This window comes from Paenibacillus sp. CFBP 13594, from assembly GCF_014842675.1.
In the GTDB taxonomy this organism is placed as follows: Bacteria; Bacillota; Bacilli; order Paenibacillales; family Paenibacillaceae; genus Paenibacillus; species Paenibacillus amylolyticus_B.
The window spans coordinates 191,221-206,055 of record NZ_JACYVQ010000010.1 but is presented as its reverse complement, the minus strand read 5'-3'; the positions used below and the strand labels follow the sequence as shown (position 1 = coordinate 206,055).

The window sequence follows — 14,835 nt, the reverse complement described above, 5'->3', positions numbered from 1 at the left end:
TACAGCACAACCACAGCTGCAACCAGACAGACGATAATGAGTGTTTTCTCTTGTTTACGGAACATATACCTGCCGTCCTCCTTTTGCATGGGATGCAAATTATGGCTCTATAGACAGTTTGCAAAAGAAGTTGTTTTTTTATCCGGGGAAATTGAAAAACAAAAAAAGCCTTTCCCCTTATCACGCTCACGCGTTGAAGGGTAAAGGCTCTATCCGTAGTTCTCGTACATAAACATTATTCATAAAAAAGTGAAATACATTTCTTCATCCTTCATTAAATTCACACCAATACGTCCTGTTTGGGCAGTCGAACCTTGAACGTACTTCCTTTGTCCGGTGCAGATATAAAAGTCAGCGTACCCTTGTGATCCTCTACAATTTTACGGGAAATGTACAACCCGATTCCTGTTCCACCAATCTGCCGATGATCCGAATTATCAACCCGATAGAATTTGTTGAACAGCATGTCCTTCTCTTGCTCCGCAATACCTATTCCGTAGTCACGCACATCAAGACATAACCATTCCTCTTCTTCCCATAACGTAACATCAATACGATCGGCTCCCGGAGAATACTTGACTGCATTGCCCACCAGATTATGCAGAACCTGAACCATCCTGTTCTGGTCAGCATAAGCAAAGAAGTCTCCATTAAACGTATGCACGTAGATCCGTTGGGCAGACTTCATATTCCACTGTTCGGCAACCCCTTCTACCAACTCAACCAGCGGTACATATGTCATGTGGTAAGTCATACCTTCGTTGTCGAGGCGCTGAATATCGAGTACATCATCGAGCAAACTGCTCAGCCGCTTGCCCTCCGAAGAGATGGTTTGCATGAATTCCCGCTGTTGAGCTGCCGGAAGGTCATACATCATCATGAGTTCCACATATCCCATAATGGTGGCTACAGGCGTCCGAAGCTCATGAGATACCACACTGATGAGCTCATTTTTCATCCGATCCAGCCGTTCTTCTCCTGTTCGGTCACGGAACACCAGCAGAAACCCATGGTTTTTACCCGGGACATCCATCTGCTTCATGTACAAGGAAAATACACTTTTATCCACATTATTGAATATAAATTCAGTCTCGATAAACGCCGTTTCTCCATTCAGGAATGCTCTCGTCTGTTCCATCAGATTGAAGTTGTCCGTTAATACCATCGTATCAATCGCCTGCGCCAAATCTTCAATGGATCTGCCCATAAAATCACCCAAACCAAACATCTCTTCTATCCTTCGGTTGACGATGGTTATGGTCCCTGATCGATCAGACATCACGAGCCCTTCCCGTACGGATTCAATAAATTGCTCACTGATATCTCGCTGTTCCTGAATGGCAATCTTCTCATTGAACAACTCCAAGTTCAGCTTCTCCAGCGCAAGGGCATGACGTACACGATCTTCTTCTGCTCTGGTCCGCTCCGTAATATCCTTAATAAACAAGTTATATAATGTCTCATTTTTGCCCAACTGGATCTCAACAATTTTGTACTCAATCGGAAATACGGAACCATCCCGTCGGATACCTGAAATTTCTTCAACGATGGTGTATCTTTTACCTTCAACATATTCAAATCGCTCCAGCAAACTCTTGATCTCCTTGCAGCTGGCCCCTTGAAAAAGAGTCGGCGCTTCCTTGTGTAGAATCACTTCTTCCCGACGCAATCCAAACATTCTTTCCGCCTCCGGATTAAACTCAACGATCAGCCCACTGGAGTCCACAGCGATAATCGCATCTATCGACGATTCAATAATGGCACGTTTGACTTCTTCACTATTCTTGAGTTCCTTGGTCCGCTCTATGACCCTGTCCTCCAGAGTTAACTTATCGTGACGAATCTGTTCGAATTGTTCCAGCAGTACATCAGCCATTTTACGCAAATTACCAATCAGAATCTGTACTTCAGTTACATGGCTCGTTGGCCACTCCATCTTCCCATTTCGAAACAGCAACCTCGGAAGAGAACCTGTCATTCTGGTTAGTCTTAAGAGTGGACTAACGACCTTACTGCTCAGAGGAGCCGCTACAATCATGGAAGCCACGATGATGAGGAACAGGTATTGCAATGTGGTAAGATAGATCGATTCTATTCGAGGATAATACTTGGTTGAGCTGGTCTCAATGAATACCCGATAAGGTGTTACAGCTGTCATCTCCGCTTCATAGATGAAAGATGCCTGTTTCCAGTGATTCAATACAGCACTGTAATGAATATTCTCAGAGCTTAATAGCATAAGGTTATCTTTCGACTTAAGGAGACTGTATCTATCCATGTCCAGATACTCACCAGCCTGTAGTGTATTCAAACCAGAAGTAACGACTGTATCATTCCGATTCAGCAGAATCACATTCACACCCAATAAATGATGATACCGTGCCATGTTCTGATCCATATTCTCCGAGGTAACATACTGTTCGTCCAGATCCTGAACAACAGCACTTGCTGCATGTTTCATATCAAGTATAATGGCATCATTCATTTGACTTAATTGTCTGCGGCTATCTGCGGATAACAATAGGAGAGAAACAAACACCACAAAGGCGACTACGTATTTAAATGCGATTCTGGTGATAGGAATAGTTCCTGTACGTTTTGATTTGTGCTCACCCGTAGTAATCCAGAAGTCCACCACAATACCCGCGATCAACGCATTCACCATACCAATCACGGCAATATACATATACTCATACTTCAAATCTTCTATATTCAGTCCCAATAAATAATGTCCGCAATAGATGACGGGAAGCAGCATCACTACCCAAAAGACAGCATTAGCCTTGATTAGGCTGCCATTCTTCCAACGCAATTGCCAACCGATCATCCAGATCAGCTCAATGAAATGCGCAATCATTACCGTTAAGTTCCGCGGCTCGAAGCCGACAACGGTGGTATTTAACAGATAGATGAATGTAATGGTGACAAATCCATAGATAGTCCCATGCAAACGAAGAGCGATGAGTGCTGCTGCGCTGCCAACCATAAACTGCACGCCATAGAATAAGGTAAGTGGAAAAATAGTACTTAGTGAGCCAAGAATGATCAGTATGCTGGTTCCAAACCATGGTATCCTTAGCTTCAGCACGACCCACTCCAGCAGCCGTTTTGCCTTTATAAGATCCATAAGCAATTGCCCTCATGGATCATTTTTTCTTCTGTTTTCAACAACAACGTTGGTTCCCCCTATAAACTTAAGCGGATACAATATTACTTTTTTTCCCCTTAACTCGTTCTGATCCATTATACTGTAATTAATACTTGGTGTAGCTTTGGGAAATTCTGATTGATCGGCAACCAAACTGCATTCATGCTAGAATATTGAAGTTCATTCAAAAAGCTTATTCTTTCTCTACATATACATCCTATATTTTGGGATAGAAACATTAAAAAATTTGCGGCATTTATTCACAATTCACCTTGTTTTTTTAGCATTTTCTTAACATATTATTTTCACCAGGAGTGTGACCCTATGACTATCAAAGTACTTCTTATAGAAGATGAGAAAAATCTGGCCGACATGATTGCTTTCTTTCTTGAGGAGGAAGGATACATCACTGAACGGGTTCATCATGCCCGCGAGGCACTTCAACTGTTTCCACAATTCCAGCCGGATATTGTTGTAACGGATCTCATGCTTCCTGAAATGGATGGAAATGATCTCGTAGAAGCCTTTCGCCAGCACTCCACTGTGCCCATTCTGATGATCTCGGCAAGCACCATGCTGAATGATCGACTTCGCGCATTGCATAATGGTGCGGATGACTTTCTGTGCAAACCATTTAGTTTGAAAGAGTTGGATGCCCGGATTAAAGCACTGCTACGAAGATCAATCATTTCCTATAAGGATAAACCGGTAAAAGAAGATAAGCAGGCAGAGGTTACTGGACATGTGAATGTGAATGAGTATAGAAGAACCCTGTTTGTGGATGGCGTTGAGATCGAGGTCACTCATATTGAGTTTGAGATTATGAAGGAATTGTACCGAAATCCGGGTAAAGTGTTCACCCGCAATGAGCTGATGGATCGGATCAAAGGCTCTGAACGCGCCTATCTGGATCGTACCATTGATGTTCATATCTCAAGTCTGCGTAAAAAAATAGAGCCTGACCCCAAGAACCCACGTTATATTAAGACGGTTTGGGGAACAGGCTATAAATATGTGATCTAATAGGACCGTAACGCTTGAAGTTAAACACCCTCTGCCATATCCCTCTTTTATCTCATGGATAAGATGGGCGGTATGGCTATTTCTGATTTATGGACAGACGACAAATGTAACCAATTTTCCATATCCTTGATTAGTTGATTCGGCTCTTGCTCATTCCAGAGAATCATCTTCATCTCACCTGTACCTGTAATCTGTTGAAGATGACGCTTCCGAATAAGGGATTTGAAATCCGTAATGACCAGTAACGGAAGTTGTGGCATAAAAGCCCGAATGGCATTTGCCGCTGACACCGCTTCTTCGGCAACCTGATAATCAACAATACAGTAACGGGCATTTTCCCAACTTCCACGATGTGTTTCTATCGCAGAACCAGATGCGGAGTCCTCAAACCAGTTCCTGAACACTTGAATAATATTCTCATATGCAATACGACGTTTTCCATCCGAGAGCACGGTAATGGGTTCCATAGGTATAACCTCCAGTTGATTCTTATCTTTATTGTGCCAATTTTCGTTTAAAAATGTTTGTGCGTGAACATGAAAGAAGTGTTAACAAATTTCGTACTTCTTCACATTAAGTGTTAGAAAGGTCCCCTTCACTTCTGAATGATTTCGCAGATTCCTCACATTGATGTAAAATAGAGAAATACCCGTGTGATTTAATTTACGGGAAGTTATAGATGAATCTGGTACTATAGGAGGTTACATTGATGAATATTGTTTCCATTGAACCAACACCGAGTCCAAATACGATGATGTTACATCTCGATGAACGTCTGGAGGACGGAATTCGCAAAACATATACACTGGACAACGAACGATCTGCTCCGGCGTTCATTCGCCAGATGCTTCATATTCCTGGTGTAAAGAGTGTGTTCCACACAACAGACTTTGTCGCACTTGATCGTAAAGGGAATGCCGACTGGTCCGTTATCTTGGGTGAAGTCCAAAATCGCCTTGGACAACAAGGCATTGATCTGGACTGGATTGAATCCGAAGATGGTTCAGGCGAGCACTTCGGAGAAGCACAGGTATTTGTACAATTCTTCCGAGGCGTACCGATGCAAATTAGGGTCAAGGCCGGGGTCAAGGAAGAACGAATCTCGTTGTCAGACCGTTTTGTCAAAGCCGTAACAGAAGTCGCCAGTGCAACGATGATCAAAGAACGCAAACTGAGTGATTACGGTGTTCGATATGGTGAATTGCCTGATATTGCACGTGAAGTCGAGCAAGAATTGGAAGCCGCTTACCCGCCGGAACGATTGGAGCAGGTCATCAAACAGGCCATTGAACATGGTACCAAATCCGAAGAGTTCGTCGAGCGCCGCCGTGAATTGGATGGAGCCGAACTTGAAGAGGCTCTGCGAAACGAGGACTGGAATGTTCGCTATGCGGCATTTGACGGCATGGAGCCTACGGCAGAAAGACTGCCCCTCGTAGCGCATGCCCTGCATGACAACAAAATGCAGATTCGCCGCTTGGCCGTGGTATACCTGGGTGATATTCGTACACCGGAAGCGATGGAATTGCTGTATGAAGCGCTTCAGGACAGTTCTCCTGCGGTACGCCGGACTGCCGGGGATACCTTGTCTGATATTGGGGACCCTGCCGCAACCCCAGCTATGACAGCCACGTTATCCGATAAAAGTAAACTTGTACGCTGGCGTGCAGCACGTTTCCTCTATGAGGTCGGAACTGAAGAAGCAGAGCAAGCGTTGCGAGTTGCAGCCGATGATCCCGAATTTGAAGTCAGCCTGCAGGCCAAGATGGCTCTGGAGCGGATCGAATCGGGCGAACAGGCCGCTGGAACAGTATGGCAGCAAATGGCTGGTCGTAACAAAAAAGAGGAATAGTCGTCTCTCAGACCTCACATCCAACAATTGTTATTGCACTGGAAAACCATGCGCGTTATACTGATTGTCTGTTTACTAAACAGGACACACGGTGTTAAGTTGTGTTGTTCATAATTTCATAGACAATAGATACACCTCATCCATTGATGGTGAGGTAGAGGTCGCGGGTGCGATCAGTACGCTGATGGAGGCGCTAAGGAGCCGCTTATGAGATCAGCCGAAAGGTGTACCCGCCGAAGCTCGCTGGACGTTCCTTATACGGTCCGGTGAGCTGGGGCTGCTGTCGAAAGGCGCAGAACTGTCACGGAAGTACATTTCCTTTATATAAAGGTATGAATTCTTCTGTGTTGAGCTATCTTAATCATCTGGGACATGGTGCGGACATTGAAATATTAAAGACCGCAGGCTGATGCCTGTGGTCTTTTTGTTTATGAATTCAAGTATCGCAAACATCAGTATATCGAATGAAGGAGTGTTTCCATGCAAGACCGCAGTAACCCAACAACAACTGGACCTTCCCTGAAAAAAGGATTACGCGCACGCCATATGACGATGATCGCCCTCGGTGGCTCGATTGGTACCGGGCTGTTTCTCGCAAGTGGTACCGCCATCTCAACCGCAGGCCCTGGTGGAGCATTAATTGCCTATGCGGCCGTTGGCATCATGGTTTATTTCCTAATGACCAGCCTTGGTGAGCTTGCTACCTTTATGCCGGACTCCGGTTCATTTAATACGTATGCCGCACGTTTTGTCGATCCTGCTCTCGGGTTCGCCATGGGCTGGAACTTCTGGTACAACTGGGCGGTAACCATTGCAGCAGAGCTTGCTGCCGCTACAGTACTCATTAAATACTGGTTCCCCGACAGTTCGTCCATGTTATGGAGCTTATTATTCCTCGTGCTGATCTTTGCCTTGAACGTGTTGTCCGTTAAAGGTTATGGAGAGTCCGAGTACTGGTTCGCCATTATCAAAGTCGCTACTGTCATCATCTTCCTGGCCGTTGGTGTGCTCATGATCTTTGGTATTATGGGCGGAGAAGCGGTTGGTTTCAGTAACTTCACCATCGGTGATGCGCCCATCCATGGCGGATTCTTCGCTGTGCTTGGTGTGTTCATGGCTGCGGGATTCTCATTCCAAGGTACCGAGCTTATCGGGGTAGCCGCCGGTGAGAGTGAAAACCCGCGCGAAAATGTCCCTCGTGCAATTCGTCAGGTATTTTGGCGCATTCTGATTTTTTACATTTTGGCAATTACCGTGATCAGTCTGATCATCCCGTATACGCATCCAAATTTGCTCAAGGGTGATCTGGAGAATATCGGTGTCAGCCCGTTCACACTGGTGTTTGAGAAAGCCGGCCTCGCCATTGCTGCTTCCGTCATGAATGCAGTTATTCTGACTTCTGTACTCTCTGCCGGTAACTCAGGCATGTACGCTTCGAGCCGGGTTCTCTATGCCCTTGCCCGTGACGGTAAAGCCCCTCGTTTCCTGGGCAAGCTGAATAAAAAAGGCATTCCAATGAATGCACTTTTGCTTACAACAGCTGTTGGTATGTTGGCGTTCCTTGCCTCCCTGTTCGGCGATGGGATTGTGTATACCTGGTTGTTGAATGCATCCGGTATGTGTGGTTTTATCACTTGGCTGGGTATCGCTATCAGTCATTATCGCTTCCGTCGTGCATACGTTGCACAAGGCAGGGATCTGAGCGATCTTCCTTACCGTGCACGCTGGTTCCCGTTTGGGCCGATCTTTGCTTTTGTCCTGTGTATCATCGTGATCATCGGACAGAACTACCAGGCATTCACGGGTGATCAGATCGATTGGAGTGGAGCCATCGTTGCCTACCTGAGCGTACCCCTATTCCTGGTGTTGTGGCTCGGTTACAAATGGATCAAAAAGACCAAGGTGGTGCCGCTGCAGGAATGTGACTTCACACCTACCGATTCACCAAGTGATAAGCACTAACGAAGAATCACGCTATTTCTGTCCTCTACGTTCTCATGTAAATGGTTAGTTTAACTTATACAGCTGATACAATTGACACCATATAATAATATCTCCCCGGGGCGTTGCAGTCTTCCTACTGTAGCGAAACGGGGAGGTTTTGTGTTGGATCGGCTCCCCCTTCGAACATTTCTGTACGTCCTTTCGTCCCTGTCCATATTTTGTATAGATCCGTAAGTAGAATAGAGAAGGGTATACTATTTTTCTTGGACAACGGGAGTTGATGTATAATGAAAAAATTCTCTATTCTGCTCGTTCTATTGGGCATCCTGATCATCAGCTTTCCTTTCCTGCGGGAAACGTATTATGACTGGCAGCAAACCCGTGTCATGAACGATCTGGAGCAATTGCAAAACGGCTTGTCTAAGCTTAATCATTCCTTCGAACAAGGCATACAGGATGCAGCTTCTGCCGAGCCGACTACGGATAGTACAGATACAGTGCAAGACGCCTCTTCGGATACGTTGGGGATACTATCGATTGACAAGATTGATGTCCGCTTACCGATTCTGGAAGGTGCAACGGAGGACAACATGAAGGTAGCTGCAACCCATCTTGTCGAAACCACTAGTATCGGTAACAAAGGTAATGCTGCCATAGCCGCTCATCGCGCCCACAAAAAAGGTCGGTTGTTCAATCGTCTGGGAGAACTCCAGATTGGTGATTCAATGGAAGTCACCCTGGCAGATCGAACGACTATCCAATATAAGGTAGATCAGATATCCATAGTGGAGCCTACTGACTTATCTGTGCTGGAGGATCCCGGACTTGGACAGGTCCTTACCTTGATTACCTGTGATCCACTCGTCAATCCAACACATCGCCTAATTGTAAGAGCTATTGAAGTGAAACCGATTGTTGCGGGGACCTGACCCTCCCTAAATATCACCAAAAAATACCCTCTAGCATATTCACACGTCGACGCTAAGTCTTCGTAGTGATTGCTAGAGGGTATTTCTATCTACACACGATGAATTTTAGATATTACGTGTTTGAATCTAGCGTTGAAGCTGTTGTCTGCGGCGGAAGTACATGAATCCCGCGCTACCTAACGCCATCAGCATCATGCCCACAGCAGTGTAAGCCATTGTACTCTCTTCACCTGTCTGTGGCAGCATTCCCTGAGATCCAGAATTTCCGTTTGGCTGTGATGCAGAATTTCCATTGCCCTGGGATCCATCTGTATCCGTTCCAGTAGGAGGTGCAAGTGCACCATCCCCATCCGGTGCATCTGTATCCCCAACTGGAGATGCAGTATCGTCACCGTTGGAATCGCCTGGTGAAGAAGGAGCTACTCCGTTATCTTCATCTGTTGGAATTTCGGTTCCGCCTCCAGGTTCTGTAGGTTCAGTAGGTTCAGTAACAACAGTGCCTGGGATAGACGTTCCTGGTGTTTCCGGTTCCGGTGTTGTTGGTTTATCCGGATCTGGCGGCGTTCCCCCCGTATTAGGTGTTCCCGGATTATAAGGCCCACTCGATCCACCTGATACTGGCATAGCCTGGTTTGTTTTCTCCACGATTACAACTTCGGTTTGTGTACTCGTAATTTCAAATGATACTGGGGTTGTGTCTAAGACATATCCGTTAGGCGCTTTTATTTCAACCAACTGATATTTATTGATATCCAAGCCTTCAAGTACAATTTCACCTTGTTGATTGGTTGTCAGTGTAGCTTCATCCAGACCTGTTACCTTGTGGAACTCCCAATTCCCATTTGCATCCATCAATACAGTTTGGGCCCGTAATTCAAACACAGCTCCTTGCAGGTGCTGAGTTCTACCCGCATTGGTTTTAATCAATTTCACGGAACGATCATTTTTTTTATTTTCAATGGTCAATTGAGTTTCCGGTTTGATAATAGATACAAGCGTCTCCGGCTGTTCAATAACATAGCCTTCTGCCTTGGTCTCTACCAATGTATATGGACCATATTCCAAACCGTCGAATTCAATGACCCCATTTAGGTCGGTTACTTTTGTATCGATGACACTGTTGGAACGATCACGCAATTCGAATTCAATTCCGCTTAATACGGACTGATCCTTGGCATTTACTTTGGTAACGACAAGTTTACCACCTGTACCCATTGCATTAGACTTCGTCAATGTAATACTCTCCGTCTGATTTTCTACAATGGTAAACGGAATTGGTGTAGCATCCAATTGATAAAACTCAGGTGCCACGACTTCTACCAGCTCATATTCCCCTGGCGATAGTCCACCTTTGGCGATCTTCCCATCTTCCCCTGTCGTTAACTCATCGATTTTCTCTCGCGTTGGCCCGTCCTTGGAGTACAATTCAAAAGTTGCACCCTTAAGTGTCTTCGAGGAGTCCACCGCATCTACCTTGGTTAATTCAAAGCCTTGACGAATCTTTTTATTTTCAATTTCAAAAGCGATATCCGCATCCTTAAATTCAATCGTTTTACCTAAGGCAGAGCCATATTCAGGATCAACCAAGTATCCTGCCGGTGCAGATAATTCTTTTAACTTATAAGGTATACCGTTGGTTAGATTGTTTAATCGATAGTTTCTGGAGCTTTCGACCACACCATTCTCGTCCGTTGGTTTCAATGTTTCCAGAAGCGTAGTTCCAGACGCATTATAGATTGCAAATATTGCACCCTCCAGCGGAACTCCTGTATCACTGACTTTGTGAATTCTGATTTTGCCCAGACCTGTAGAGGCTCCTCCACCTGCTCCAGCCAAGGAAACTTTGATTCCCGACTGATTACCTTCTCCGATTACCGAGGAAGATTGGCCTGCAAATTCAACCTTATTCTCAATTCGGGCACCATGATCGGCATTAATATAAGACTGATATTCCAAAATGAATGCGGTATGAATATCTTTCTTGAAGGTAAAGGTAAATGTATTGCCCTCCACGTCCAATTCATAATCAGCCGGATCAACAAGTCCAGCTTTGGTGGATACATTGCCTGAATTGCTGGCAGGTAAATTGGTTGCATATAATTTCAATGAATCAGCCAATAAAATCTGGTTCTCTGACAAGGTATCTGTTAATTGATTACCCGCAGGAATGAAAGATTGACTTGGATTGATATTTACCGTCCATGATGCTTTGTCCGTTGTACCTTCTTGCTTTCCTGTTTTGCGGACGTATACACCACCGTTGGCAGGTGTAACACTGGCTGATCTATTAAATCGTATTGCACCACCCTCACCATCCGTCAGAACAGCCTGGTTGGCATATGCGCCTACGACAGAATATGGTCCATCCAGACTTGTTTGGTACTGAATGCGATAAGCCATTTTGCCCATGTTACCCAGATCCAACACAAAACCTTTAGCGTCCGGGTTCAGCTGGAATTGACTAGGTGTGAGCGGAACCTCGCTACCTACAGCAGTAACATTATTGGCTCCCTGCAACTCTAACTCATGAACCTTCAATGAGCCGTCTACGAAAGTTTGGTCTCCAGTGTAAACATCCTTAAGGATTGCATCCTGAATATCAAACAAATTGTAGTTTACATCGATTGTCCAGGTGATCTTTTTATCTTTGGCGCTATATTCACCCTTTTTGTTACCATTTTGAATCGTGTAGTCCTGCGGTTTGACCGCAGCAGATTTTGTAATCGCAGTCTGTTTTACATCAGACTCTTCCCAATCGATCTTGGCCGAGTTGCGATATTCATCATTCGTTGGCATACCTGCTGTCGGATCAAAGCTTGTCTTGTAAGTAATAACATGCTCCGTACTGAGCGTTACCCCGTCCTTCAAGCGAAGTGAGAATCCTTTTTCATACGTTGGATCAGCCGGGTCTGGAGTCAGTTCAAAGTCGTCTTTGTTAACACCGTTCACATGAAGACTACCCGGAATCAGTTTCATATGTCTGCCTTCGTAATTGTCGGTGATGACGATATCCGTCATGTCCTGCAAATCACGGTTCAACACTATCTGCCATTCAATTTCTTTTGTGTTGAAGTTTTCACTTTTTACACTCTTTGCAAAAATGACTTCCTGAATGTCTCTTCGGCCTGTTTTGGAAGTACCATCATACATGTTCACTGTGTTCGTAATGGTGTCGTTTGTATAAACACGATGAATGGATTGTGTATCATATTCGATCTCATAGGCCTTTGTAATATCGTTCTTAAAATGTAATCTGAAGCCATCATCAAACCCTGTACCGATCGCTTCGAGTGTGTATTCATTTGGATTGATCAGTGTTCTGTTCGAAGCCGCTCCACTTGCATTAATGTCCACTTGATACACTTTGACGGAATTGTTGATCAGTTGCTGTTTTGCCGTATCAAAGCGGTCTTCAATCCATGCATTCGTTTGCATGATTTCTTGCTGATTGTAGTTATATTGCACTTTCCATGTGATCGTCTGTGTTACCGGATCATACGCACTATCTTGCCCTGACTTGTTCAAAGGCTCATTAAAACTTACACGAACTCGGCCAATATCTGTTTCGTTGTGCTCGCTCTGATCTGTTGTAAGCGCAACCTGATTTTGATACTCCACGTTGGTGAACGGAGCAGTGGTTGGTGCTTTAACACTTGTCGTGTAAGTCACACGGTAGGCCTTATCCGTGTCTCCCAATTGAATTGGAAACTGTGATTCTGTGCGAACCCCTGGACCTTCTTTAACAGATCCATTCAATTGCACTTCCAATTCGCGAATTTCGATATTGCCCTTGAGCTCTAGCTCTGCCGGGAACGTGTCTGCAAGAACAGCATTTTTCATAGCCTTCTCGCCTTGGTTAAAATCTACGGTCCATTTAATTTCATCCGAGTTGAAGTTGTTTTTGTTTGCGCTTCCCGATTTCTTCAACTTATCTACGGCTGTGTTGGCAAAATGCACATCAATGATGCCCTGCCCTACGGAACTAAAGTCTATCTGTTGTTTCAAACCATCTTCCATCTTGCTCTCATCGAACTTAATCCACACGTAGAAGTTGCCTTCCAGCTTCGCATGCTCGATCAGTTCATTAAAGGTAAAGATGATTGTGCCATCTGGATTCACCACATACTCCCCTACACCGCCATCCAGATTACCCTTAAGCTGTGATCCGATGATGAATTTATCGGGCAAGTTAAAAGTGAACGTAGAGCCATCGCTGTAGTTGTGGTTGTCGTCTGCAAGTCCCCATGCAAAGACTACAGCCACCTCATCCTGAATGCGTGGTCGAATATCCTCGATTTTATCTCCTTTGACTTCAATCGTGCCATTCCCGTTGTCTTCTGGTGCCTGATTGTACATCTGCACACTGGTAATCAATTGATCTGTAATTACCGGACCTGCAGCTGCCATTGCTAAACTGCTCTGGTTGAGGTTTCCCTCCCCCTCTTCTTCCGGTGTGGCAGCAACGTCAACGTTGTTGACCTCTTCCGAACCTGCCAAACCTTCTTCTGATGCTGTATCGCTGATTGCACTGGCTGGCAAATTAGTTAATTCATCCTGAGCATGCATTGTTGGTGTAAATATCCAACCCTGCATCATTTGCGTGACCAGTAACAGAGCAATGATCACTATGCTCACTTTTTTCCTCATTGTTTGCATATCCTCCTCGTACGTAGTGTTGGCATACGCCGAAGATTAGAATAGCAAAGCGACATATACAAAAAATAGACAACACTAAAATCCTCGTTTTTGAACACAAAATTGAACACAAAAAAGGATACTCCTCAAGCGGAGCATCCTGTTCAAACGGTTGTTATAGTGTCCAGTTAATTTTGACGCGCAGATCCGTAGTACCTTCCATTTTGGACACATAATAAGATATCGATTTCATGCCAAGTTGGTACAAATCCTGCAAATCTTCAATCAGTCCAGCCTCCGTACCCTTGTACCTGAACGTGAGTGAGGTTCCGCCTTCCTTCAGCTTACTCTGAACTTTGGTCTTCAGCGCAGCATGGCCTTTAACAGCATCCTGTTCATCATACAGGGAATAGTCCAGAGCGTGGTACAGCTTCTGATATGCGGCTTTTTTGCTATCTCCGGCCTTCACCAGCTTTAATAAAGCTTCTCGATATGGGGCTGGCGCAGCGGGGTACTTGCTTTTGCCTGTCCAGATATGGTCACGTGCCATCTCATCATCACTCAGCAAATAATAGCTGTGGCTCACCTTACCTTTGCGGTCAGGAGTAGGATCATCCCAGGTGGTGTCCATGTGATACCACTTGCCGTCCAGGTTCACGATATTCCAGGCATGAAGCTGCCCGCCCGCTGTACCTTCCACAATCCGGTTATCGATACCCACTCGCTCCAGCATCCGATATGCCAACAGTGAATATCCCTGACAGACGGTACTGCCTGTAACAAGCCCGTCATAAGCCGTATATTTCTTCAGAGAGGTATCGTAGGAAAGGTTAAGCACAATCCAGTCATGAATGACCTTGACCTTCTCATGATCCGTCATGCCTGGTTTGATGATTTCTTTCAACACGTTTGTGACTTTACGATTCACATAATCGGTCTGCTCCTTGGTCTCCCGATAGGAGAGCGTCACATGCACCTCGGCCGACACATTGGAGCCTTTATAATTGAATGCATAACTTTTAACGGTATATTGGATATAAGGGTCACTCTTCATTGCCTCATCGATGGAGGTTTGTAATTGTTTTTTGAGGCCTTTCACATTGCCTTTGTATGTAAAAACAAGTTCCTCCGTTCGCTGTGACATTGCGGTAAGCAAGGTCTGGCGCAAATCTGTTGCCGTGGATATATCTGATGTTCCTGATGCAGCGTATAGTTGATCCAGATCAACCGTACGTGGTAATGCTACAGCAATCAGACAGCCTGCCAGCAGTATGGTGATAATTCGTTTCCCGTTCTTACCCATG

At 45.1% G+C, this 14,835-nt stretch carries 8 protein-coding genes and 1 riboswitch; of the genes, 4 read left to right on the top strand and 4 right to left on the bottom strand.

Going from position 1 to position 14,835, the window contains the following annotated elements:
- Window positions 1–280 precede the first annotated feature (280 nt).
- The gene (locus tag IFU39_RS26570; protein WP_192135805.1) at window positions 281–3,127 is read right to left on the bottom strand and encodes a PAS domain-containing sensor histidine kinase; all 2,847 of its coding nucleotides are present in this window, start codon (window positions 3,125–3,127) and stop codon (window positions 281–283) included.
- Window positions 3,128–3,472: 345 nt separating this feature from the next.
- Here IFU39_RS26570 and IFU39_RS26565 point away from each other — a divergent pair, with 345 nt between their 5' ends.
- Complete coding sequence (locus tag IFU39_RS26565) at window positions 3,473–4,171, top strand: response regulator transcription factor (protein WP_036668013.1); 699 nt, start codon at window positions 3,473–3,475, stop codon at window positions 4,169–4,171.
- Window positions 4,172–4,218: 47 nt separating this feature from the next.
- Here the strand turns inward: IFU39_RS26565 and IFU39_RS26560 are convergent, their stop codons facing one another.
- Window positions 4,219–4,638: a hypothetical protein gene (locus tag IFU39_RS26560; RefSeq protein WP_192135803.1), complete on the bottom strand. Its 420-nt coding sequence runs from the start codon at window positions 4,636–4,638 to the stop codon at window positions 4,219–4,221.
- A gap of 242 nt (window positions 4,639–4,880) precedes the next feature.
- Here IFU39_RS26560 and IFU39_RS26555 point away from each other — a divergent pair, with 242 nt between their 5' ends.
- The 3 genes from IFU39_RS26555 (at window position 4,881) to IFU39_RS26545 (ending at window position 8,896) form a co-directional block, all read left to right on the top strand.
- Window positions 4,881–6,023, top strand: a complete 1,143-nt coding sequence (locus IFU39_RS26555; protein ID WP_047841582.1) for a virulence factor — start codon at window positions 4,881–4,883, stop codon at window positions 6,021–6,023.
- Window positions 6,024–6,170: 147 nt separating this feature from the next.
- Window positions 6,171–6,386: riboswitch (Lysine riboswitch) on the top strand.
- Window positions 6,387–6,503: 117 nt separating this feature from the next.
- The gene (locus IFU39_RS26550; protein WP_192135801.1) at window positions 6,504–7,985 is read left to right on the top strand and encodes an amino acid permease; all 1,482 of its coding nucleotides are present in this window, start codon (window positions 6,504–6,506) and stop codon (window positions 7,983–7,985) included.
- A gap of 269 nt (window positions 7,986–8,254) precedes the next feature.
- Window positions 8,255–8,896, top strand: coding sequence for a class D sortase (locus IFU39_RS26545; RefSeq protein WP_192135799.1), 642 nt, complete (start codon window positions 8,255–8,257; stop codon window positions 8,894–8,896).
- A 126-nt stretch (window positions 8,897–9,022) separates the two neighbouring features.
- On the opposite strand, the gene IFU39_RS26540 is transcribed toward IFU39_RS26545, so the two are convergent.
- Together IFU39_RS26540 and IFU39_RS26535 are read right to left on the bottom strand one after the other, a co-directional pair.
- Window positions 9,023–13,543 carry a collagen binding domain-containing protein gene (locus IFU39_RS26540; protein WP_192135797.1) on the bottom strand — a complete coding sequence of 1,507 codons (4,521 nt, stop codon included), beginning with the start codon at window positions 13,541–13,543 and terminating at the stop codon, window positions 9,023–9,025.
- Window positions 13,544–13,706: 163 nt separating this feature from the next.
- On the bottom strand, window positions 13,707–14,834 hold the full coding sequence (locus IFU39_RS26535; protein ID WP_036606951.1) for a transglutaminase domain-containing protein: 1,128 nt from the start codon (window positions 14,832–14,834) through the stop codon (window positions 13,707–13,709).
- Window position 14,835 lies beyond the last annotated feature (1 nt).

What these genes read in the sequence shown, in the direction of transcription:
- IFU39_RS26570 (WP_192135805.1), bottom strand. Translation starts at nt 3,127, where the DNA reads ATGGATCTTATAAAGGCAAAACGGCTGCTGGAGTGGGTCGTGCTGAAG.
- IFU39_RS26565 (WP_036668013.1), top strand. Translation starts at nt 3,473, where the DNA reads ATGACTATCAAAGTACTTCTTATAGAAGATGAGAAAAATCTGGCCGAC.
- IFU39_RS26560 (WP_192135803.1), bottom strand. Translation starts at nt 4,638, where the DNA reads ATGGAACCCATTACCGTGCTCTCGGATGGAAAACGTCGTATTGCATAT.
- IFU39_RS26555 (WP_047841582.1), top strand. Translation starts at nt 4,881, where the DNA reads ATGAATATTGTTTCCATTGAACCAACACCGAGTCCAAATACGATGATG.
- IFU39_RS26550 (WP_192135801.1), top strand. Translation starts at nt 6,504, where the DNA reads ATGCAAGACCGCAGTAACCCAACAACAACTGGACCTTCCCTGAAAAAA.
- IFU39_RS26545 (WP_192135799.1), top strand. Translation starts at nt 8,255, where the DNA reads ATGAAAAAATTCTCTATTCTGCTCGTTCTATTGGGCATCCTGATCATC.
- IFU39_RS26540 (WP_192135797.1), bottom strand. Translation starts at nt 13,543, where the DNA reads ATGAGGAAAAAAGTGAGCATAGTGATCATTGCTCTGTTACTGGTCACG.
- IFU39_RS26535 (WP_036606951.1), bottom strand. Translation starts at nt 14,834, where the DNA reads ATGGGTAAGAACGGGAAACGAATTATCACCATACTGCTGGCAGGCTGT.